Here is a 20,185-nt window from a genome sequence, read left to right on the forward strand (position 1 = left end):
AGCCCGGCCTCAGCTCTCGTCGTCCGCCCGGTCGGCGCTGGTGTAGTCCAGGATCGAGGCGGCCTCGGCGCGGCGGGCGTCGGCCGTGGGGCCCTGGGCGTCGGCGTATTCGGCGGTGACGGTACGGGCGCGGGTGGCGGCGGCGGTTGGGCGGGCGAGGTCGGCTTCCAGCCAGGCGGCCATGAGGGTGGCGGCGGTGCGGTCGTCGCGGGCGGTGGCGCCCAGCGGGGTGAGGGTGGCGATGGCGAGGTCGGCCAGTGCCAGGGCCTCCTCGTGGACGGCGTCCGTGTCGCCCGGACCGTCGTCGGAGCCGTCGGTCCCGCCCGCCGCGCGTAGGACGATCTCGGCGGTCTGGCGGTAGGTGTCGGCGAGGTCCACGCGCAGGTGGCCGGTGGCCGTCCCGTCGTCGGGGTCGGCGGCTTCGAGTGCCTGACGCACGGTGTCGGCGGCGGCGGTCATGAGGGAGCGGGCCACGGTGATGCCGCCGCGGCCTTCACCGACTTCGATCCAGGCGCGGGCGCGCAGGGTGCGGATGAGGGCGTGCGGGTCGCCCACGGCGCGCCAGAGGTCCTCGGCGCGGGCGTAGGCGCGTACGGCCTCGTCGTGCAGACCGGCGCGGTTGAGCGCGTCGGCGGCGAGATTGGCGAGCATGGCGTGGTCGCAGGGGTCGTCCCAGCCCTCGGCGACCCGGGCGGCGCGCAGGAACTGCTCGGCGGCCTCGCGGGCCTCGCCGAGGTCGAGTTGGCACTCGGCGAGCCACCAGCGGGCCTGGACGATCTGGGCCTCGTTGCCGCCGCGTTCCAGGTCGGGAAGCACGGACTCCAGGACGCAGGCGCCCTCCTCGGCCCGGCCGAGCCGCCGCAGCGCGCCGCCGAACAGCAGCCGGGCGGTGGCGCCCATGTCGTCGCCGTGGCCGGCCTCGTCGGCCCAGGTCGCGGCCTCCAGCGCCTCGGCCGCGGCCTGTTCGTCGTCGCCGAGCGCGGCGCGCGCCTGGGCGATGAGCAGGTGCAGATGGGCGCGGTGCGGCGGTTCGAGTACGTCGGCGCCGTGGTCGAGCGCGGCGCGCGCGCAGTCGGCCGCGGTCTCGGGGTCGCCGCCGCGCAGTGTCAGGTCGGCGAGGGCCGCCTCGGGCTCGGCGGCGTACCAGGGCTGTTCCGCCGCGTGGTGCAACTCGGCTCCTCGGGTGAGGAGTCGGACGGCCCGCTCGCCGTCGCCGCGGCCCGCGGCGAGCCGTCCGAGCATGACGGTGGCGTCCGCGAGGCGTCCGGTCATCCCCGGCTCGGCCTGGTGCTCGTCGCTGAACTCGGCCACGTCGGCGGCCTGTTGGGCGGCCTCCGCGAGCGCGGCCTGCCGGGCCTCGTCGTCGCCGCCCGCCGCGGCGGCCAGCAGGACGCGGCAGCGCAGCAGCCCCGCGCCGCTGACCTGGCGGGCGGTGGCCCGCTCCCCACCGTGCAGGTCGCGCAGCACCGCGCACTGCTCCTCGACCGCCCGCAGCGCCTCGTCCGCCTCGCCGGTGAGCGCGAGCGCGTAGGCGGCGCGGGCCCGGCTCGCCGCGGCCTCCCCCGGCTCCCGCGCGTCCTCGAACTGCCGAGCGGCGCGCAGGAACAGCTCGCGGGACCGTACGGGTTCGCCGATCGCGGCCATCGCGGCGTTGTCGGTGATCTCCGCGCGCGCCGCGGCGTCCACTTCGGCGCCGGTCCGTTCCACGGCGGCGGCCACGTCCGCCCACGCCTGGTGGGCCCGCGGGTCGCCGCCGCCGCTGAGCCGCCGCGCCTCGGCGACCATGTCCGGCAGGTCGTCGGCGCCGGGTTCTGCCGGTACGGAGTCGGCCCGCGGCGGGGGAAGGGCCGGTCCCGCCTCCGTGCCAGCCGCCTCGCCGAGCCGCGCCGCCCGAATTCCCAACGGCAGCCGCTCCAGCAGGGGTTGGCGCGCCATCCGCTCCCGTACGGCCTCGGAGACGGCCCGTGTGCCGTTGCGGGCGTCGAAGCTGTGCGCCAACTCCAGGGCGCGGGTGCGGGCATGGGTGTGCAGGTCGGCGGCGGTCCAGTCGCGTCCCGCCGGTCCCGGCACCGGGCGGTCGGCGTGGCCGAGCGCGGTGAGCCGGGCGGTGAGCAGCGCGGTGACGGCGTGGTGGTCCATGAGGCTGTCGGGGTCGCCCGCGGCGGTGAAGTGCGCGGGGTGTGCGGCCAGGATCTCCAGGCCGCGCGCCTCGTTGCCGGTGAGCGCGCAGAATTCGATGTGCTGGGCGACGGCGGACCGCATGCTCTCCATCGACCGGACCATCCGGTAGCCGCGCAGGTGGTTGGCGCGGGCCAGGTCGGCGCTGCCGGTCCTGAGCAGCGGCAGCAACGAGGAGGCCAGCACCCCGTGCGGCTCGTGCGCACACGTCAACTCGCCCGCCAGTACCGGCTGCCAGCTCTCCAGCGCCCGCCGGTCGTCGCCGAGGCGCACCCGCCAGCCGCCCTGGGCGTGCAGTTCGCAGGCGTGGCAGTCGCTCATCACGTCGCGGTCGGCGGCCAGCCACGCGGCGAAGGCGGCCTCGGCGCGCGGCAGGTCGCCGATGTGCCGGGCGATCCTGAACTGGCCCTGCCGTACGGCGCGTTCGGAGTATCCGGCGAGCCGGTAGCGGTGTTCCATCTCGGCCTGCCACTTCTCGATGGCGGCCAGCGGGATGTGCGGCTGATCGAGCATGCCGCTGGAGACCCACTTGAAGTACCAGTGCAGGCTCTTGGCGCTGAACTCGTCGAAGTCGCCCGGCTGTTCGTCCCACATCCGCAGCGCCTTCGCGAAGGGCACGAATCTCTTGTCGGACTCGGAGCTGTAGTTGTACGCGGTGAGCAGATTGAACAGCGCCTCGATGATCAGCGGCCGGTCACCGGTGCGGTCGGCCTCCTCGGCGATGCGCTCGGCGCGGGCGTTGCGGGCCGCGCCCTCCGGCTCCGCCGCGTTCTCCTGGATGGCCCGGCGCAGATCCGCCGCGGTCGTGGGCTCGCCGGTCATCGTGGGCTCCCCGGGACGCCGCGCCGTGGCCCGGTCGGACACGTCGTCCTCATCGGCCCTCCTCCTGCCCGGCCGGGTGGTCGGTGGCCCACTGGAGCAGGTCGAGGAAGGCCCGGTTGAGCAGCGCGGTGTCGGCGGGCCGCAACGGCCGCTGCGCCATCAACAGCGCCTGCCCGTACAGCGCTTCGACGGAGCTGGCCACCAGGTCGCGGGCGCCGAGCGCGCCGATCCTGCGCACCAGCGGGTTGAGGTGGTTGAGGACCAGCCGGGCCCTGGGCGCGGTGCCGCGCAGCGATCCGAGGATGCCCGCCCACAGGTCGTCGGCCTGTTCCTCTTCCTCCTCGCGGGCGCGCTCGTGCCGGGCCGACCGGTCATCGAGGTGCAGCGCGGGGACGGTCAGCGGGTGGAACGTGCGCAGGACGACGTCGCACCCCAGCGGGTCGAGTGCGGCGCGGGCGACGGTGAGGAAGCCCGACAGGGCCAGTTCCTCGGCCGGGTCGACCGTGTCGAGGTGGGCGGTGACGGTGTCGGCGTCCAGTTCCACGACCGGGGTGCCCGGCCGTACCCGCGGGAGCATCCCGACCAGGTCGGCGTCGTACGTGTAACCGCCGTTGACCACGCCCATGCCCTGGGCGGCGGCGATGGCGGCGACCTGGCGGAATTCCTCGACGGTACGGGTGAAGTGCACGGTCGGGTGGCGGCGGGCGAATTCGTCGAGCGACTGCTGCCCGTCAGTGGTCTCGAACGGCAGCCAGGGCAGCATCACCCGCAGCAGGTCGGGGTCGTGCCGGGCGAGCGTCTTCACGCCGAGGTGGTGCACGGACAGGAAGTGTCCGAGGCGTTCCGGCTCGCCCGCGGCCAGCGTCGTCAGCCACTCCTTGATCCGCTCGCCCAGCGCGTCGCGGACGGCGGCGAGCGTCTCGTCGGCGTAGAGGTGTTCGCGGGACGCGGTCGGCCGCAGGCTGTCGGTGTCGATGACGCAGCGGACGAAGAAGGCCCAGTCCGGGAGGAGTTCGTCGGCGCGGTCGGTGAGCAGCATGCCCTTGAGGTGCACGCGGTGGCCCGCGCGCTGGGCCGGGCTGACGGCCGAGGGCAGGACGTACGCGATGCCGCGCACTCCGGCGACCGGCACGTCGAGGTCGATGGCGTCCAGCGGCAGGAAGCCGAACTGCTCCTGGCAGTGCCTGGCCAACTCCACCCGGCGGGCCCCGGCGCTGGCGTGCCGGCGCTCCCAGACCGGCGGCCGGTCGGTGACGGGCGTGTCGTCCACCCGGATGTCGTACGGCAGCAGCGAGCCGAAGTCGCGGGTGACGGCGGTGACCCGCTCGGGTGTGAACCAGTCGGCGGCGCCGGGCCGCGCGGTGAGGTGCACGGTGGTGCCGGGTTCGGTCCTGGCGTCATCCGGCAGCGTGCGTACGGTGTACGAGCCGTCGTCGCGCGCGGACCATTCGACCGGCGGCGCGTCCGGGGTCCGGGCGGAGCGGCTGACCACGCGGATGGTGTCGGCGACGACGAAGCAGGCCAGCAGGCCGATGCCGAACTGGCCGAGGAATTCGGTGCGGGCGGAGGCGATGCCGTTCTCCAGCGCGTCGCGCTTGGAGCTGCGTCCGATAGTGGCCAGCAGATTGTGCACGTCGGCCTCGGTGAGGCCGATTCCGCTGTCCTCGACGCGCAGCGCGCCGGGTTCGGTGTGCAGCAGGACGCGGGCGGGCGCGTCCTGGTCCTGCGCGCGGCGGGCGGTGATCGCGTCGACGCCGTTCTGCAGAAGTTCCCGCAGGTAGACCTTCGGGCTGGAGTAGAGGTGGTGGGAGAGGAGATCCACCAGGCCACGCAGATCGACCTGGAAGGTGTGCGGTGTCTGTTCTGCAGTCATCGTCGCTGCGCCGGTGGGGGTAGCTGCTTCGGCGCGGGTAGGGCGGCTCGGGTGGTCCGCGGCGGGGTGAAGTCGGGCCATCGTAGGCGGCGCGGGGGCTCGTTGACCATGGGGCCATGGATGCCGCACTCCGGCGCGAGAGGGGCGCATTCGGCAAAAACGTTGAAAACGTAAGTTAACCGAAAAGATCCGTCCTTTACCGGCCGGTCACGGAACGTTCGTGATCACGCAACACACCTTAGGCATGGTAGACGTATGTCTCAGTCGACTCCTGCCCATCCCGGATCCCGTCAGCATCACTGGCGCCGCGAATTCGTCGAAGTGGCCGCGCTGTTCACGGCGATGGCCACCGCCGACCTGATCGCCGAGACGGTGGGGCACGGACCCGACGGCCGGGTGCTGCTGGTCATGTCGGCGGCGGCGCTGCTCGCGGTCGCGGGCTTCCACACCTGGTGGGCACGCGGGCGCGGCCACGCGCCACCGGCCGCCGCGCCGCGGTCGGGCGAGGACGGACGCGCCGACGCATCCGCCGACGAGGCAGGCGCCGAGCGCGCGGGCGACCGTACCGACGGCGAGACGACGCTGTGGCGGCTGCGGACGACCGTGCGCGACGCCCCCGGCAGCCTGGGCGCGGTGTGCACGGCGCTCGCGGGCAGCCGCGTCGACATCGTCACCCTTCAGACGCACCCGCTGGCCGACGGCACGGTGGACGAGTTCCTGCTACGGGCCCCTGCGGCGCTGCCCGCCACGGCGCTCGCCCGGACCGTCACCGCCGCGGGCGGCACCGACACATGGACGGAGCGGGCGGACGCCCACGACCTGGTGGACACCCCGACCCGCATGCTCACCCTGGCCACCCGTACGGCGCTCGACGCGGCGGAACTGCCGCTCGCGCTGCGGCAGTTGTTCGGCCGCTGCACCATCCGCTCGACGCCCGCGCCCGCCGACGCCACCGCTCACGCCGAGGACGCGCTCGACGGAACCGTGATGCGGCTGCGCGACCCGTCGGGCGGCACGATCACCGTCCAGCGCGACCATCTCCCCTTCACGCCCACCGAGTTCGCCAGGGCGCGGGCCCTGCTGGAACTCGACGCGCGGCTCGGCGCGCGCCTCGGGGCCAGGACGCCCGACACCAAGGACGTCCTGACGCTCCCCGAGGGCAACGAGATCACGATCCGCCGCGCCGGGCCCGAGGACCGCGAAGCCGCCCTGGCGATGCACGAGCGCTGCTCCCCCGGCACTCTCGCCCTGCGCTACCACGGCCCCGTGGGCGACGCCGACCGCTACCTCGCCCACCTGCTCAGCCCCCGCTTCGGCCAGTCCCTCGCCGTCGAGACCGCCTCCGGCCGCCTGGTCGCCCTCGGCCACCTTCTCTGGGACGGCGACGAGAACGAGGTCGCCCTCCTCGTCGAGGACGGCTGGCAGCGGCGCGGCATCGGTGCGGCCATGCTGCGCAAGCTGGTCGCCATGGCCGCCGAGGCCGGGCGTGACAGCGTTTACGCTGTCACGCAGTCGACCAACACCGGCATGGTCGCCGCCATGCGCGAGCTTGCGCTGCCGCTCGACTACCAGGTCGAGGACGGCACCCTCGTCATCACCGCCACCCTGGCGTCTGCCGACGCCCCTTCCCCCCTCCCCCGCACCACCCAGGACCGCACCTGACGCCTCGGGTCACGCCCCGAAGGGGCGCGGGAAGGGTGCACTGCCGTCGCGCAGGGCCTGCTCTCCAGGGGCGCGGGGAACTGCGCGGCCCGCCCCCACCGGGCTGTCAGCCCGAGAACGACAGCAACTGCCCCTCCGGGGCCGGTCTTTCAAGGCCCGCCAGTATCGTGGCTGAGCGCGCAGTTCCCCGCGCCCCTAAAAACACGGCCTACCCTCCTGCGTCAGCGGAGACCGCGGTCAGACGTCGATGCGACGTACGCCGGGTGCGGCCGAGGTGGTGGAGGACGCGAGCGCGAGCGTCAGGTCGGACCAGAGGTCGTCGACGTCTTCGAGGCCGACCGAAAGGCGGAGGAGCCGTTCGCTGACGCCGGAGCGGGAGCGATCGGCCTCGGGGACGATGCGGTGGCTGATGGAGGCGGGGTGCTGGATGAGGGTGTCGACGCTGCCGAGGCTGACGGCCGGGGTGATGAGGCGGACGGCGCCGATGACGGCGTGGGGGTCGCCGAGGACTTCGAAGGCGATCATGGCGCCGCCGATCCGCGGGTAGTGGACGGCGCCCACGCGGGAATCGGCGGTGAGGCGCCGGGCCAGTTCCGCGGCGGTCGCGGAGGCCGCCCGCATGCGTACCGGAAGCGTGGAGAGCCCGCGCAGCAGGAGGTAGCCGGCAAGCGGGTGCAGGACGCCTCCGGTGGCGAACCGCACCTTGCGCAGCCGCCGCGCGAAGTCCTCGTCGCAGGCCACGGCGCCGCCGAGCACGTCGCCGTGGCCGCCCAGGTACTTGGTCGCGCTGTGCAGCACGATCCGGGCGCCGGATTCGGCGGGCCGCTGGAGTACGGGCGTGGCGAAGGTGTTGTCGACCAGCAGCGGCACGGTGCCGCAGGAGTGGGCGACGGCCCGCAGATCGACCTCCGCGAGCGTCGGGTTGGCGGGCGTCTCGACGATGACGAGACCGGTGTCGGGCCGCATCGCGTCCGCGATGCCCGCCGGGTCGGTCCAGGTCACCTCGGTACCGAGAAGTCCGGCCGTCAGCAGGTGGTCGCTGCATCCGTACAGCGGCCGGACGGCGACGACATGGCGCAGCCCGTCGGCGGCGCGCGCCAGCAGGCAGGCGGTCAGCGCGGCCATCCCGCTGGCGAAGGCCACCGCGGCCTCGGTGCCCTCCAGCCGGGCCAGCGCGGTCTCGAAGCGGGCGGTGGTGGGATTGTCCAGCCGGGCGTAGACGGGCGGGCCTTCGAGCTGTTCACCGGTGGCGGCGAAGGTGTCGATCCGCCGGGCCTCGGCGCGGCTGTCGTACGACGGGTAGGTGGTGGACAGGTCGAGCGGCACGGCGTGCACGCCGAGGGCCGCGAGGTCTTCGCGCCCGGCGTGCACGGCCTCGGTGGCCAGGGTCAGGCGGGGCCGGGACGGTGTCGTTGCTGCTGTCGTCTCCATGTGCTCCAGGCTGAACGCTCGCCGGGCGTCGTGGGAGAACGCCCGTGCTACGTTCGCCCGATGTCTGATTCCGTCGCGCTGGATCCGGTGGATCTGGAGATTCTCCGGCTGCTGCAGAACGATGCCCGGACCACGTACCGCGACCTCGCGGCGGCCGTCGGTGTGGCGCCGTCGACCTGCCTCGACCGGGTGGCCCGGCTGCGGCGCGGCGGCGTGATCCTCGGGCACGAGCTGCGGCTGGACCCGGCGAAGCTGGGCCGCGGTCTGGAGGCGCTTCTTCTGGTGCAGGTACGGCCGCACCGCAGGGAGTTGATCACACCGTTCGTGGACCGCGTCCGCGCGCTGCCGGAGTCCCGCGCCCTGTTCCACCTCACCGGGCCCGACGACTATCTGGTGCATGTCGCGGTGACCGGTGCCACCGATCTCCAGCGGCTGGTGATCGACGAGTTCACCTCACGGCGGGAGGTCGCGCGGGTCGAGACGCGGCTGATCTTCCAGCAGTGGGCGTGCGGCCCGCTGCTGCCGCCCACGCCGTGACCCGGACGGTCCGATCCGTACGGGCCCGGCGGGGCTGTTCCGCGGGGCGCGAGGGCCGGGGAACACGCCCCCAGCTGCGGCGTACGCCCCAGGCGTAAGGCACCACGCACACAATGGTGGTGACGCGAGGGCCGGTCTCGTACCAGGATGGCGCCATGTCCAATATCACCAGCAGCCCTCTGCCCCGCCAGGTCGCCGACACCTACGTCGACGATCTCCTCGCTCTCGACCCGGTCCTCGGCACCTACCTCGGCGCCCCCGGCAGCGCCCGCCGCCTGCCGGACTTCTCACCGGCCGGCGCCGACGCGCTGGCCGCGCTGGCCCGTGCCACGCTGGACCGGTTGACCGAGGCGGAGGCGCGGCCCGGTGGCGAGAGCGACGCCGAGCGGCGGTGCGCGCGGCTGCTGCGCGAGCGGCTGAGCGCGGAACTCGCCGTGCACGCGGCCGACGAGCACCTGCGCGCGGTGAGCAACCTCAGCTCCCCCGCGCACAGCGTCCGGGACGCGTTCACCCTCATGCCGACCGACTCCGCGGCGGACTACGCCGATCTCGCCGCCCGGCTGCGCGCCGTCCCGGCCGCGCTCGACAGTTACCGCGCCGCGCTCGCCGAGGGCATGTCCCGCAAGCTGTACGCGGGCCCGCGCCAGGTGTCGACGGTCATCGGCCAGATCGGTGAGTGGATCGGCGACGACGGCGGGGAGAGCTGGTTCACCGCGCTCGTCGCCGAGGGGCCGCAGGAGCTGCGCGCCGAGCTGGACGCCGCCGCCGCCGAGACCACCGCCGCCTACGCGGCCCTGCGCGACTGGCTGCGCGACACGTACGCCCCCGCCGCCGAGGGCACGTCCGACACCGTGGGCCGCGAGCGCTACGCCCGCTGGTGCCGGCTGTGGAACGGTACGGACCTCGACCTGGACGAGGCGTACGCGTACGGCTGGTCCGAATACCACCGCATCCACGCCGAGATGGTCGCCGAGGCCGCGAAGATCCTGCCCGACAAGTCCCCCTGGGAGGTGCTGGCCCACCTGGACCAGCACGGCACCGCCATCGAGGGCGTGGACGAGGTACGCGACTGGCTCCAGGGCCTGATGGACGAGGCGATCCAGGCGCTGGACGGTACGCACTTCGAGCTGGCCGACCGGGTCAAGCGCGTCGAGTCCCGGATCGCGCCCCCCGGCGGCGCGGCGGCCCCGTACTACACCGGTCCTTCGGAGGACTTCAGCCGTCCCGGCCGTACATGGCTGCCGACGATGGGCAAGACCCGTTTCCCGATCTTCGACCTGGTCTCCACCTGGTACCACGAGGGTGTGCCGGGCCATCACCTCCAGATCGCGCAGTGGGTGCACGTCGCCGAGAGCCTGTCCCGCTACCAGGCCACCGTCGGCATGGTCAGCGCCAACGCGGAGGGCTGGGCGCTGTACGCCGAGCGCCTCATGGACGAGCTGGGCTTCCTCACCGACCCCGAGCGGCGCCTGGGGTACCTGGACGCCCAGATGATGCGGGCCAACCGCGTCATCGTCGACATCGGCATGCACCTCGAACTGGACATCCCCGCCGACTCGCCCTTCCACCCGGGCGAGCGCTGGACGCCCGAGCTGGCCCGCGAGTTCTTCGGCCTCCACAGCGGCCGGCCCGCCGACTTCGTCGACAGCGAGCTCATCCGCTACCTCGGCATGCCCGGCCAGGCCATCGGCTACAAGCTCGGCGAGCGTGCCTGGCTCACCGGCCGCGAGACCGCTCGCGCGGCGCACGGCGACGCCTTCGACGCCAAGGCGTGGCACATGGCGGCCCTGTCGCTCGGGTCGCTGGGACTCGACGACCTGGTGGCGGAGATCTCGGCGCTCTGACCTCCGGTCGGGGCATTTCCCGGTGACGCGAGCCCCGCCTCGCCGCCCGGGGAGACCTGTGCCCCGAAGGCGCGCCGGGGGGAACCGCGCGCTCGGCCCCCACCGGTCCGGTGGTCGCGAAACAGCGTCTGCCCCACCGGGGCGACCCTGTGCCCGCGGCCCCGTGTGGGCCGGTCGCGCGGTTCCCCCCGCCCGCGGAAAAGCCGGGCGCGGCCCTCGGCACGGAGTCGCCGCGCGGGGCGGTTACGCTGCTGCCTTCCGGTTCGACGCCGGGACGACAGCTCGCAGAAGGCGGTACGGCTCGATGACGTTGCACGCTTCCCATGACGGTGGACGGCTGGTGCTGACGCAGGGCCGGTTGACCCTGCGTGAGCAGCTTCCGGAGGACGCGGCGCTGTTGGCGGACGGCAAGCCCGCCGGGTTGGTGTGGGTCGACGGCGTGCCGGGGGACGGCACGGTGGGCGCGGCCTCGATGACGGTGGCCGCCGCCGCGGCGGGCGTCTACCGGCCGGGCTGGGGCGTCTTCGCGATACAGCGCAGTGACGACCTGGTGGCGCTGGGCGGCGCCGGGTTCCACGGGCCGCCGGACGGCGGCGCGGTGGAGATCGGGTACGACCTGTCGGAGTCGGGGCGGGGCGCGGGCTGGGCCACGGACGCGGCGCGGGTGCTGTGCCAGTGGGCGCTCGCGCAGCCGGGTGTGCTGGTGGTGCTCGCCACCACGGAACCGGCGAACCGCCCGTCGCAGGCCGTTCTGGAGCGCGTCGGCTTCGTGCGGGTCGCGGACCGCGGCGAGCTGTGGGCGTACGAGCTGACGTCGCTGCCGGACTGACCGGCCGAACAGGCGGACGTCGGGGTCAGCAGCCGCAGTCGTCGGCGCCGACCGGCGCGGTCAGGGGGTCGGCCGTGCGCCGGGCGGGGCCGTCGGCCGTCTCGTACGCGAAGCCCTCGCGGATCCAGTACTCCATGCCGCCGAGCATTTCCTTGACCCGGTAGCCGAGGCCGGCCAGGGCGAGGGCGGCGCGGGTGGCGCCGTTGCAGGCGGGGCCCCAGCAGTGGACGACGACCGGGACGTCGCGGTCGAGGAATACGGCGGCGAGTTCGGGGACGCGCGCGGTCGGCAGGTGGACGGCGCCGGGGATGTGGCCCTGGTCCCAGGACTCGGTGGAGCGGGAGTCGAGCACGACGAAGCCGGGGTCGCCGCCCGTGGCGCGGGCCGCCTCCAGTGCCGCGGCGACATCGGAGACGTCGGTGTGGAAGGCCAGGGAGGCCGCGAAGTACGCGGCGGCGTCAGCGGGGGCTGCCGGCGGCACCCGCAGGACCGGGCCGACGGCGGTGGCAGGGGTGGCGCTGAGCTGGGATGTCCGCTGTGTCATGGCGCAGAATCTACGGTCGCGCCCGGCTTGCCGGAAGTGCGCTTCCCCCGCAAATGCCTTGATCGGCCGGGCTTTCCCCTGCTATCCCTCGTGCATGACCGCTTATTCCCTCGACCCGACCGACTGGCGGCTGCTGGAGGCCCTGCAACGCGACGGCCGGGCCAGTTACGCCGAGCTGGCCCGTACCGTCTCGATGTCGCCGAGCGCCGTCACGGAGCGGGTCCGGCGCCTGGAGGAGGCCGGGGTGATCACCGGATATTCGGCGGTGATCGACCACGACCGGATCGGGCTGCCGATCCTCGCGATGGTCCGGCTGCGCTATCCGACCGGCAATTACCGGCCGTTCCACGACATGCTGGCGACCACCCCCGAGGTGCTCGAGGCGCATCACGTGACGGGGGACGACTGCTTCGTGATGAAGGTCGCGGCGCGGTCCATGCGGCATCTGGAGGAGACCACCGGGCGGATCGCCGGGCTCGGCGCGGTCACGACCAGCATCGTCTACTCCTCACCGCTGGAGCGGCGCCCCCTCACGCTCTGACCGGCCCGCCTCCGGCGGCGGCCGGTGCCCCGGTCCGCATCCGCACGCTCGATCCGTCCCTGCCCTTGACGACCCGCAGTTGGGCCGGAATGCGGTGCCGCAGGTCGGCGACGTGGCTGACGATGCCCACCGCGCGGTCGCGTTCCCGCAGGCCGTCGAGGACGTCGAGCACTTCGTCGAGGGTCTGGTCGTCGAGGCTGCCGAAGCCCTCGTCGATGAAGAGGGTGTCGAGGCGGGCGCCGCCCGCCTCGTCGGTCACGACATCGGCGAGGCCGAGCGCGAGGGCCAGTGACGCGAAGAAGGTCTCGCCGCCGGAGAGCGTCGCGGTGTCGCGTTCGGTGCCGGTCCAGGCGTCGACCACCATCAGGCCGAGCCCCGACTTGGCCCGGCCGCCGCCGCGCGCGTCGGTGTGCACGAGGGTGTAGCGGCCCGAGGACATGCGCTGGAGGCGTACGGCCGCCGCGGCGGCGACCTGTTCCAGCCGCGCCGCCAGCACGTACGTCTCCAGCTCCATCCGGTAGCGGTTCTCCGCGGTGGTGGCGGAGGCGAGGTCGGAGAGCCGGGCGATGGCGTCGAACTCCGCGCGGGCCGGGGCGAGTTCCCTGGTACGGGTGGCGGCCTGCGCGGACAGCCGGTCGAGTTCGGCGCGGCGGGTCGCGGCGGCGGACTCGGCGGCCGATGCGGCGCGCAGCCGGTCGGTCGCGGCGGCGAGTGCGGCCTGCGCGGCTGCCGGGTCCGCGGGCGGCAGTTGGGCCGCCGCGGCGGGTTCGGGCGCGGCGAGGTCCGCTTCGACGGCGGCCTCCTCCTTGGCCCACGCCTCGGCCTCGCGCTCGGCGCGCCACAGCCGTTCCGGGTCGAGCAGCGCGGCCTCGGCGTCGGCGGGCGCCGCGAAACCGGCGCGCGTCGCGGCCTCCGCAAGCGCCGTGTCAGCCTCCGCGAGCCGCTGCCGGCTGTCGCTCCGGTCGCGTACGGCGTGCGCCGCCCGGTCGAGCAGCGCGATCCGCGCCGACAGCCGGGCCCGCCGGTCCGCGACGCTCGCGTACCCGGCCCGCGCCTGGTCCAACTCGGCGCTCAACCGGCGCTGCTGCGCGTCCAGTTCCTCCCGCCGCGAGGTGCGTACGTCGGTCCTGCTCTGTGCCTCGTGCCGCTGCGCCGTGCGGCGGTCGCGCTCCTGTTCCGCGCGCTCCAGCGCCCGGCGCGCCTCGGACACGTCGGCCGCCGCGCCTGCGGCGGTGGAGTGTTCGGCCTCCAGTACGGCGCAGGCGGCGGTCAGCCGGGCCAGCGGCTCGTCCCCCGCCGTGGCGGCGGCGGCCTCCCACGCGGCCCCGATCCGGTCGGCTTCGGTACGCGCCGACTCGTGCCCGGCCGCGGCGCGTTCGTAGGCCGCGCCCGCCGCGTCCTCGTCGGCGCGGGTGACCTGCTGCGCGGCGGGCCGCGCGGGGGCGGGGTGTTCCGGCGAGCCGCACACCCGGCAGGGCTCGCCGTCCGCCAACTGCTCGGCCAATTCGGCGGCGATGCCGTCGATCCTGGCCTCCCGCAGGTCCTGCCACGTCTCCCTGGCCCGTGCCGCCGTGTCCCGCGCGTCCCGCGCCCGATCCTGAGCCCGCGTCAACTCCTGCGCCAGCCGGTCGCGTTGGTCGGCCGCGTCCCTGCGGCGGCGTGCGGTCTCCAGCTCTGCCGCCAGGCCCGCAGCCCTGGTCGCGGCCTCGGCCGCGCCGTCCGCCCTGGTCTGCAAGGCGGTGCGCAGCGTCGGCCACTCCTCCAGCCATCCGTCGGCCTCGCGTACGGCTCCCTCGTCCGCGCGCTCCTCCCGGTCGAGCGCCGCGCGCCGCTCGGCGATCTCCCGCACGCGCTGCTCGGCCTCTCCGGCGCGGGCGAGGCCGCCCAGCTCCTCCCGCAGCTCCCCCGCGCGTCCCGCCAGCGCCTCGGCGCGCCAAGACCCGTGCTCCGCCGGACTGTTGAGCGACACAGAGGCGGATTCGGGTGCCCTCTCGTCCCGGCTGGCCTTCCGTTGCTCGCCGAGCCTGACGTCCTGACGGTCCACGGACCTGACCTCGGTCGGGCTGACGGTCCGCTCTTCGCCGTACCCGATCGACGCCCGATCGGCGGGCCCACCGGCCGACCGCTGCTCGCCGGGCCCGCCGAGCGGCAACTGGCCACCGGGCCCCGCGTCTTGGCCGTCCGAGGACCGGCCGGGCTCGGCCGGGCCGGAAGCCGGTCGGAGGCCCGGCGCGTCGGCCGCCAGTGGACCGGCCGCCTGCCGGGCGGGCGCCTCCACCGGGGATCGGTGGTGCGGTACGGCGGGCGTCGGGGGCTGTTCGCCCGCGGCCGTCAGTTCCGTGAGGACGCGGCCTTCGAGGGCGACGGCTTCACGGTGTTGGAGGGCGGCCTTGTCACGCAGGGCGAGGGCGGGTTCGACGGTCGCGGCGCGGTGGGCGCGGGCCAGGCGGTCGCGGGCGGCGGCGCGGTGGGCGCGCTCACCGTCGAGGGCGGCGGCGCGGCGGCGGGCCTCGGCGTGCCGGGACTGGAGGGCGGCGAGGTCGCGGGCGGCGTCGAAGCCGGTGGCGGCGGCGTGGTGGGCGGCCTCGGCGTGCCGCAGGGCCTGCGCGGCGATCGTGGCGGCCTCGCGGGCGTCGCAGCGCAGGACCGCGGCCCACTCCAACAGCCCTTCGGGCAAGGGGCCTTCGTCCGGCGCTCCGTCAGCAACGGCCCCGGCCGCCAGGCCGCCCGCGGCCTGGCGCATCCGCTCGGCGAGGTGGACCAGCCCCTTGTCACCGGCGGCGAGCCGCCCGGCCGCGTCCTGCTTGCGGTCGCGCAGCCAGTGCTCGACGGCCTTGAAACGGCGCGTGTCGAAGAGCCGTCCGAGCAGTGCGGTCCTTTCGGTGGCGCTCGCGCGCAGGAAGGTGGCGAATTCGCCCTGCGGCAGCAGCACGACCTGGCAGAACTGCTCGCAGCTCATGCCGACGAGCTGCTTGATCTCCTCGCCGATCTCCTGGTGCGACTTGGACAGCGCCTGCCATCCGCCGTCCTTGTGCTCGCGCAGCAGCGTGACGGCCTTGTCCATGGTGGTGCCGGTGCCGCGCTTCTTCGCCCGCGGCTGCTCGGGCCGCCGGGTGATCTCCAACCGCCGTGTCCCGACGGTCAGTTCGAGGACGACCTCGGTGGCGGTGCCCGCCGCCGCGTGGTCGCTGCGCAGCCGCGTCACCGGCCGGGCGCCGGGCACCTGGCCGTAGAGGGCGTAACAGACGCCGTCCAGGACGGAGGTCTTGCCGGAGCCGGTGGGGCCGTGCAGGAGGAAGAGCCCGGCGGCGGAGAGTTCGTCGAAGTCGACGCGCTGGGTGGCCGCGAAGGGGCCGAAGGCGGTGAGTTCGAGGCGGTGCAGTCGCATCAGGCGCGTTCCGTCCGTACGGTGTCCGCCCGTACCGCGTCGAAGGCCGCGCTCAGCGTGGCGCTCTCGTGCGCGGCGGGCGCGGAGCCGCGGACGTGGGCGACGAAGTCCTCGGCGATCTGCTGGTCGCTGCGCCCGCGCAGCCGCCTGGCGTACGAGGCGAGCGGGTCGTCGTCACCGGTCTCGGGCTCGAAGGCGAGGCTGAGGACGTGCGGGAAGCGTTTCGCGAGCGCGGCCATCGGCTCGTGCGGGCGGAAGGGGTCGGTGAGGGTGGCCTCCACCCAGGCGTCCTCGTGCCGGTCGAGCGCCGGGTCGGCGATCAGGTCGTCGAGACGTCCGCGGATCCGGGCGAGCGCGCGCGGCACGGGCGTGTCGACCCGTTCGGCGTCGATGGCGCCTTCGGGGCCGAGGCCGACCAGCCACATGCTCTTGCGGTGGTGCTCCTCGGAGAAGGAGTACGCGAGCGGCGAGCCGGAGTAGCGGATCCTCCCCTGGCCTTCGGCCAGGGGCTCGCCCGTCGCGTCGCGCTCGGTGAGGGTCTGGCAGCCGTGCAGGTGGCCGAGTGCCACGTAGTCGACGCCGTCGAAGACCTCGGCGGGTACGGCCTCGACGCCGCCCGCGGTGATGTCGCGCTCGCTGGCGCAGGGCGCGGCGCCGGTGACGAAGGCGTGCGCGAGCACGACGCTGCGCGTGCCCGCGGGGCGCTCGGCGAGGTCGGCGCGGATCCGGTCCATGGCGGCGCCGAGCACCGCCGTGTGGTCGGCCCTGTCGGCGGCGAACTCCTCGCGGGCCAGGGCCGGTTCGAGGTACGGCAGCCCGTAGACGGCGACGTCGCCGTGTTCGTCGGTGAGCACGACGGGCCGGTGGCAGCTCGCCGGGTCGGTGCGCAGGTGGATGCCGGAGCGGCCCATGACGCGGGCGCCGACGCCGAGCCGCCGGGCCGAGTCGTGGTTGCCGGAGATCATGACGGTGGGCACGTCCAGGTCGGCGAGCCGGTGCAGTACGTCGTCGAAGAGTTCGACGGCGGACAGCGGCGGGACCGCGCGGTCGTAGACGTCCCCGGCGACGAGGACGGCGTCCACGCGTTCGGCGCGGACGGTGTCCACGAGGTGGTCGAGGAAGGCGCGCTGGGCGTCGAGCAGGCTGACGCGGTGGAAGGAGCGTCCCAGGTGCCAGTCCGAGGTGTGCAGAAATCTCACGCGACCGCTCCGACCCGCACGCTCACCCTCGCCGTTCCTCGACTCCCGCGGGCGTCAGACGACTTCAACTGACTTCCGCGGGCACCTGTGCCGCGCCGCTGCCGGCGCCCGATCCGTACCGCTGCGATCTTCTCATCCGGGCTCGCGGCCCGTGCGCCGTGGCTCACCGGCGGTGGTCATGGAGTGTAGAAGGTCGCCGCCCGGCAGGCGGTGGAGATCGGTGATCAGGTCGCCGAAAAGCCAGGAAACTGGTGTAAGACCCTGTAATTCATTAGTAACTCCCCTAAAAGGGCACACCGCTTGACCCTGACGCGCGGGTCAGGGATTAACGTCACCGCGCCCCGGCCGACGGCACCGCACCACACCGCCGCCCCGAATCCGCGCGTCCTCAGGAGACCCGTCCATGTCCGCAACGCCACCGGTAACCCCTCAGGCAAGCCCCTCTGTCCTGCCCCGCACCAGCCGCGAAGTGCGGATCGTCGCCGTCCCCCGAGGACTGCCCTCGCCCGGGGACTTCGCCGTCGTGCAGACGCCGCTCCCGGAGCCGGACCCCGGCCAAGTCCTCGTCCGCAACCGGCACTTCCTCGTCTTCCCCGGCCTGCGCACCCTGCTCGGCGGTGAGACCGACGGCGTCCCGCTGCCGCCGCTGCGCCACGGCGACACGCTCTTCGGGCCCGCCGTCGGCGAGGTGGTCGCCGCGCCCGACGGCGACGGGCCGCGTCCCGGTGACACGGTGCTGCACCTGCTCGGCTGGCGCGAGTACGCGCTGGTGCCCGCCGCCCAGTGCGCCGTGCTGGACGACACGCTGCCCGACCCGGTGGCGTATCTCGCCCAGGGTTCCTCCGCGTACGGCGCGCTCACCCGGCTGGCCCAGGTGCGGGCGGGCGACACCGTCTTCGTCACGGGCGCGGCGGGGGCGGTCGGCACACTGGCCGGGCAGATCGCCAGGCTGCTGGGCGCGGCCCGGGTGATCGGCAGTACGGGCTCGCCGTGGAAGGCCGACCGGCTGCGCTCCGAACTCGGCTACGACGCGGTCGTGTTGCGCGGCTCCGGGCCGTTCGCGCGTCAGCTCGCCGAGGCGGCGCCCGGCGGTGTGGACGTCGTGCTGGACACCGTCGGCGGCGAGCAGTTGGCCGCGGCTCTCGGCGCGGCCAACCAGGGCGCGCGCTTCGCGCTGATCGGCGCGCTGTCCGGGCAGCTCTCCGCGGACCGGGCGGGCGGCAGCGCTCCCGTCGAGATCGACTCGTACCGGCTCGTCGTCAAGGGCCTGTCCCTGCGCGGCTACAGCGGTACCGACCACCCGGAGGTCGAGGCGGAGTGGACCGCGCGCTTCGGCGGCTGGCTGCGCTCGGGCGAGATCCGCTTCCCTTACACGACGGTCACCGGCATCGATCGCGCGCCCGAGGCGCTGCCGGATCTGATCGGCGGGCGGCACTTCGGGGCTGCGATAGTGGAGCTGGAGTAGGGATGGGCTAGCCGTACGAGGACGGTCAGGGGGACGGATGCGGATCGGCGAAGCGGCGGCAGCCGCCGGAACCACCCCGCGCGCACTGCGCTTCTACGAGCAGCGCGGCCTGCTGCCGCCACCGGCCCGCACCGACTCCGGCCAGCGCGACTACGGTCCCGCCGAGGTCGCCCGGCTGCGCGTGATCCGTGAGCTGCTCGCCCTCGGCCTGACCGTCGAGGATCTGCGCAGCCGCGCCGACCGCCTCCACCTCCTGGCGGCCGACCCGCCCGCCCCCTGCGACGGTTCCGCCGACCGGCCCGGCTCCTTCGCCGACGTCGTCGACCGCCGGCTCGCCCTCCTGGACGCCGAGATCGACCGCCTCACCCGCCTGCGCACCGACCTCGCAGAGCGCGCCCGAGGGCGCTAGGGCGTGTCCGTAAAGTCGGACATTTCCTAGGGCGTCACGGTCACATACGCGCTTCCGCCCACCGTCACCTCGGCGGCGCCCGATGTGGCGTCCGCCAGCCAGGAACGGAAGCCGGGGAGATCCGCCTGCGGTACGCCCAGGTCGATGGTCACGGCGGCGGCGTACGCGACACCGCGGATCGCGTGTCCGGCGGCGCGCAGCTCGTTCTCCAGCCGCCCGGCCCGCTGGTGGTCCACGGTGACCGTGACCAGGACGAGCCGCCGCCGCTCGACCGTGCCGATCTCGTCCAGCGCGGCGGTGACGGCGCCCCCGTACGCGCGGGCCAGTCCGCCCGCCCCGAGCTGGACACCGCCGTAGTACCGCGTCACGACGGCCGCCGTGTCCCGGACCTCGCGGCCCAGCAGCGCCTGGAGCATCGGTGTGCCCGCCGTCCCGCCCGGCTCCCCGTCGTCACTGGCCCGGTGCAGCCGCCCCTCGGGGCCGATGACGTACGCGAAGCAGTTGTGGCTGGCCCCGGCGTGCTCCTTGCGGACGCGGCCGATGAAGTCCTGCGCCGCCTCCTCGCTCGCCACGGGCGCGAGCGCGCACAGAAACCGCGAGCGCTTGATCTCGCTCTCGCAGACCCCCGCCCGCGCCACCGTCAGATACCGGTCCACCATCCGGTCAGCCTACGGGCCGCGACCGGGAATGGCGGGCGCGGGAGGCGTGTTTGACCAGGCACGACGGCAGTACGTGGACGATGTGACGGCGAGCGGCTGGAGGACGGCGTGTACGGCGACGCGGAGACGGTGCGGAAGATCCTGACCGGTACCGGGGACACCTGGGCGGTGGTGGGGCTGTCGAACAACACCTCACGGGCCGCCTACGGAGTCGCGGGCGTGCTCCAGCGGTTCGGCAAGCGGGTCGTGCCGGTGCACCCGAAGGCCGAGACCGTGCACGGCGAGCAGGGGTACGCCTCGCTGGCCGACATCCCGTTCCCGGTCGACGTGGTCGACGTGTTCGTGAACTCCTCGCTCGCGGGTGGGGTCGCGGACGACGCGGTGGCCGTGGGCGCGAAGGCGGTGTGGTTCCAGCTCGACGTGATCGACGAGGCGGCGTACGAGCGCACGCGGGCGGCCGGCCTGGAGATGGTGATGGACCGCTGCCCGGCGATCGAGATCCCGCGCCTGCCCTGACCTGTGGGTTTACGGTGGGGGTATGGGACGCAAAGCTCCGCCGCCGCCGTTCGGACTCGACGAGCGGACGTATGCGCAGCTCTGGTACTACGCGCTGCCGGTGCTGGCTTTCGTCCTCGGTCTGGTCGTGCTCGTGGCGCTGATGGGTGTGCTGTCCGGGGCGTGGAAGATCTTCGCCGTGCTGGCCGGCGTGGCGGTCGGTACGGCCGTGGTGGCGGGCGGCAGGGCCCTGCACCGCAGGCTGGAGGACCGCTCGTGACCTGCGGCTCCGCGGCCCGGTAGCCGCGC

General features: G+C 74.4%; 16 protein-coding genes. 9 read left to right on the forward strand and 7 right to left on the reverse strand.

Annotation, left to right across the window (positions count from 1 at the left end; translation table 11 throughout):
• Nucleotides 1–9: 9 nt before the first annotated feature.
• Together ABZX65_RS19920 and ABZX65_RS19925 are read right to left on the reverse strand one after the other, a co-directional pair.
• Nucleotides 10–3,000 (reverse strand): tetratricopeptide repeat protein, encoded by a 2,991-nt coding sequence (locus ABZX65_RS19920; protein WP_355341250.1) that lies wholly within the window; start codon nucleotides 2,998–3,000, stop codon nucleotides 10–12.
• 49 nt (nucleotides 3,001–3,049) lie between these two features.
• Nucleotides 3,050–4,873 carry an HSP90 family protein gene (locus ABZX65_RS19925; protein WP_355341253.1) on the reverse strand — a complete coding sequence of 608 codons (1,824 nt, stop codon included), beginning with the start codon at nucleotides 4,871–4,873 and terminating at the stop codon, nucleotides 3,050–3,052.
• 255 nt (nucleotides 4,874–5,128) lie between these two features.
• Between ABZX65_RS19925 and ABZX65_RS19930 the strand changes: the two genes are divergently transcribed.
• Nucleotides 5,129–6,535, forward strand: a complete 1,407-nt coding sequence (locus ABZX65_RS19930; protein ID WP_355341256.1) for a GNAT family N-acetyltransferase — start codon at nucleotides 5,129–5,131, stop codon at nucleotides 6,533–6,535.
• A gap of 237 nt (nucleotides 6,536–6,772) precedes the next feature.
• Here the strand turns inward: ABZX65_RS19930 and ABZX65_RS19935 are convergent, their stop codons facing one another.
• Nucleotides 6,773–7,966, reverse strand: coding sequence for a PLP-dependent transferase (locus ABZX65_RS19935; protein ID WP_355341259.1), 1,194 nt, complete (start codon nucleotides 7,964–7,966; stop codon nucleotides 6,773–6,775).
• 60 nt (nucleotides 7,967–8,026) lie between these two features.
• Between ABZX65_RS19935 and ABZX65_RS19940 the strand changes: the two genes are divergently transcribed.
• From ABZX65_RS19940 to ABZX65_RS19950, 3 genes are all read left to right on the forward strand, one after another.
• Nucleotides 8,027–8,503 carry an Lrp/AsnC family transcriptional regulator gene (locus tag ABZX65_RS19940; RefSeq protein WP_355341262.1) on the forward strand — a complete coding sequence of 159 codons (477 nt, stop codon included), beginning with the start codon at nucleotides 8,027–8,029 and terminating at the stop codon, nucleotides 8,501–8,503.
• Between the two features lie 155 nt (nucleotides 8,504–8,658).
• Nucleotides 8,659–10,347 carry a DUF885 domain-containing protein gene (locus tag ABZX65_RS19945; RefSeq protein ID WP_355341265.1) on the forward strand — a complete coding sequence of 563 codons (1,689 nt, stop codon included), beginning with the start codon at nucleotides 8,659–8,661 and terminating at the stop codon, nucleotides 10,345–10,347.
• Between the two features lie 304 nt (nucleotides 10,348–10,651).
• Nucleotides 10,652–11,176, forward strand: coding sequence for a GNAT family protein (locus tag ABZX65_RS19950; RefSeq protein ID WP_355341268.1), 525 nt, complete (start codon nucleotides 10,652–10,654; stop codon nucleotides 11,174–11,176).
• A gap of 25 nt (nucleotides 11,177–11,201) precedes the next feature.
• Here the strand turns inward: ABZX65_RS19950 and ABZX65_RS19955 are convergent, their stop codons facing one another.
• Entirely contained in the window at nucleotides 11,202–11,720 is a 519-nt protein-coding gene (locus tag ABZX65_RS19955) for a rhodanese-like domain-containing protein (RefSeq protein ID WP_355341271.1), read from the reverse strand.
• Nucleotides 11,721–11,814: 94 nt separating this feature from the next.
• On the opposite strand from ABZX65_RS19955, the gene ABZX65_RS19960 reads away from it, so the two are divergent.
• Nucleotides 11,815–12,261, forward strand: coding sequence for an Lrp/AsnC family transcriptional regulator (locus tag ABZX65_RS19960; protein ID WP_355341274.1), 447 nt, complete (start codon nucleotides 11,815–11,817; stop codon nucleotides 12,259–12,261).
• On the opposite strand, the gene ABZX65_RS19965 is transcribed toward ABZX65_RS19960, so the two are convergent.
• Nucleotides 12,251–15,649 (reverse strand): SMC family ATPase, encoded by a 3,399-nt coding sequence (locus tag ABZX65_RS19965; RefSeq protein WP_355341277.1) that lies wholly within the window; start codon nucleotides 15,647–15,649, stop codon nucleotides 12,251–12,253. The genes ABZX65_RS19960 and ABZX65_RS19965 overlap by 11 nt on opposite strands.
• Entirely contained in the window at nucleotides 15,649–16,848 is a 1,200-nt protein-coding gene (locus ABZX65_RS19970; RefSeq protein ID WP_355341280.1) for an exonuclease SbcCD subunit D, read from the reverse strand. Before ABZX65_RS19970 ends, ABZX65_RS19965 begins: the two co-directional genes overlap by 1 nt.
• A 403-nt stretch (nucleotides 16,849–17,251) precedes the next feature.
• Here ABZX65_RS19970 and ABZX65_RS19975 point away from each other — a divergent pair, with 403 nt between their 5' ends.
• Together ABZX65_RS19975 and ABZX65_RS19980 are read left to right on the forward strand one after the other, a co-directional pair.
• Nucleotides 17,252–18,313: an NADP-dependent oxidoreductase gene (locus ABZX65_RS19975; protein WP_355341283.1), complete on the forward strand. Its 1,062-nt coding sequence runs from the start codon at nucleotides 17,252–17,254 to the stop codon at nucleotides 18,311–18,313.
• A 37-nt stretch (nucleotides 18,314–18,350) separates the two neighbouring features.
• A complete protein-coding gene (locus ABZX65_RS19980) occupies nucleotides 18,351–18,722 on the forward strand; it encodes a MerR family transcriptional regulator (protein WP_355341286.1) in 372 nt (123 codons plus the stop codon).
• Nucleotides 18,723–18,748: 26 nt separating this feature from the next.
• Here the strand turns inward: ABZX65_RS19980 and ABZX65_RS19985 are convergent, their stop codons facing one another.
• Nucleotides 18,749–19,381: a YigZ family protein gene (locus ABZX65_RS19985; protein WP_355341289.1), complete on the reverse strand. Its 633-nt coding sequence runs from the start codon at nucleotides 19,379–19,381 to the stop codon at nucleotides 18,749–18,751.
• Nucleotides 19,382–19,489: 108 nt separating this feature from the next.
• Between ABZX65_RS19985 and ABZX65_RS19990 the strand changes: the two genes are divergently transcribed.
• Nucleotides 19,490–19,897 carry a CoA-binding protein gene (locus ABZX65_RS19990; protein ID WP_355341292.1) on the forward strand — a complete coding sequence of 136 codons (408 nt, stop codon included), beginning with the start codon at nucleotides 19,490–19,492 and terminating at the stop codon, nucleotides 19,895–19,897.
• A gap of 22 nt (nucleotides 19,898–19,919) precedes the next feature.
• Nucleotides 19,920–20,156 carry a hypothetical protein gene (locus tag ABZX65_RS19995; protein WP_355341295.1) on the forward strand — a complete coding sequence of 79 codons (237 nt, stop codon included), beginning with the start codon at nucleotides 19,920–19,922 and terminating at the stop codon, nucleotides 20,154–20,156.
• The last annotated feature ends 29 nt before the right edge of the window (nucleotides 20,157–20,185 follow it).

This window comes from Streptomyces sp. NPDC003300, assembly GCF_040610915.1.
Classification (GTDB): Bacteria; Actinomycetota; Actinomycetes; order Streptomycetales; family Streptomycetaceae; genus Actinacidiphila.

What these genes read in the sequence shown, in the direction of transcription:
- ABZX65_RS19920 (WP_355341250.1), bottom strand. Translation starts at nt 3,000, where the DNA reads ATGACCGGCGAGCCCACGACCGCGGCGGATCTGCGCCGGGCCATCCAG.
- ABZX65_RS19925 (WP_355341253.1), bottom strand. Translation starts at nt 4,873, where the DNA reads ATGACTGCAGAACAGACACCGCACACCTTCCAGGTCGATCTGCGTGGC.
- ABZX65_RS19930 (WP_355341256.1), top strand. Translation starts at nt 5,129, where the DNA reads ATGTCTCAGTCGACTCCTGCCCATCCCGGATCCCGTCAGCATCACTGG.
- ABZX65_RS19935 (WP_355341259.1), bottom strand. Translation starts at nt 7,966, where the DNA reads ATGGAGACGACAGCAGCAACGACACCGTCCCGGCCCCGCCTGACCCTG.
- ABZX65_RS19940 (WP_355341262.1), top strand. Translation starts at nt 8,027, where the DNA reads ATGTCTGATTCCGTCGCGCTGGATCCGGTGGATCTGGAGATTCTCCGG.
- ABZX65_RS19945 (WP_355341265.1), top strand. Translation starts at nt 8,659, where the DNA reads ATGTCCAATATCACCAGCAGCCCTCTGCCCCGCCAGGTCGCCGACACC.
- ABZX65_RS19950 (WP_355341268.1), top strand. Translation starts at nt 10,652, where the DNA reads ATGACGTTGCACGCTTCCCATGACGGTGGACGGCTGGTGCTGACGCAG.
- ABZX65_RS19955 (WP_355341271.1), bottom strand. Translation starts at nt 11,720, where the DNA reads ATGACACAGCGGACATCCCAGCTCAGCGCCACCCCTGCCACCGCCGTC.
- ABZX65_RS19960 (WP_355341274.1), top strand. Translation starts at nt 11,815, where the DNA reads ATGACCGCTTATTCCCTCGACCCGACCGACTGGCGGCTGCTGGAGGCC.
- ABZX65_RS19965 (WP_355341277.1), bottom strand. Translation starts at nt 15,649, where the DNA reads ATGCGACTGCACCGCCTCGAACTCACCGCCTTCGGCCCCTTCGCGGCC.
- ABZX65_RS19975 (WP_355341283.1), top strand. Translation starts at nt 17,252, where the DNA reads ATGTCCGCAACGCCACCGGTAACCCCTCAGGCAAGCCCCTCTGTCCTG.
- ABZX65_RS19980 (WP_355341286.1), top strand. Translation starts at nt 18,351, where the DNA reads ATGCGGATCGGCGAAGCGGCGGCAGCCGCCGGAACCACCCCGCGCGCA.
- ABZX65_RS19985 (WP_355341289.1), bottom strand. Translation starts at nt 19,381, where the DNA reads ATGGTGGACCGGTATCTGACGGTGGCGCGGGCGGGGGTCTGCGAGAGC.
- ABZX65_RS19995 (WP_355341295.1), top strand. Translation starts at nt 19,920, where the DNA reads ATGGGACGCAAAGCTCCGCCGCCGCCGTTCGGACTCGACGAGCGGACG.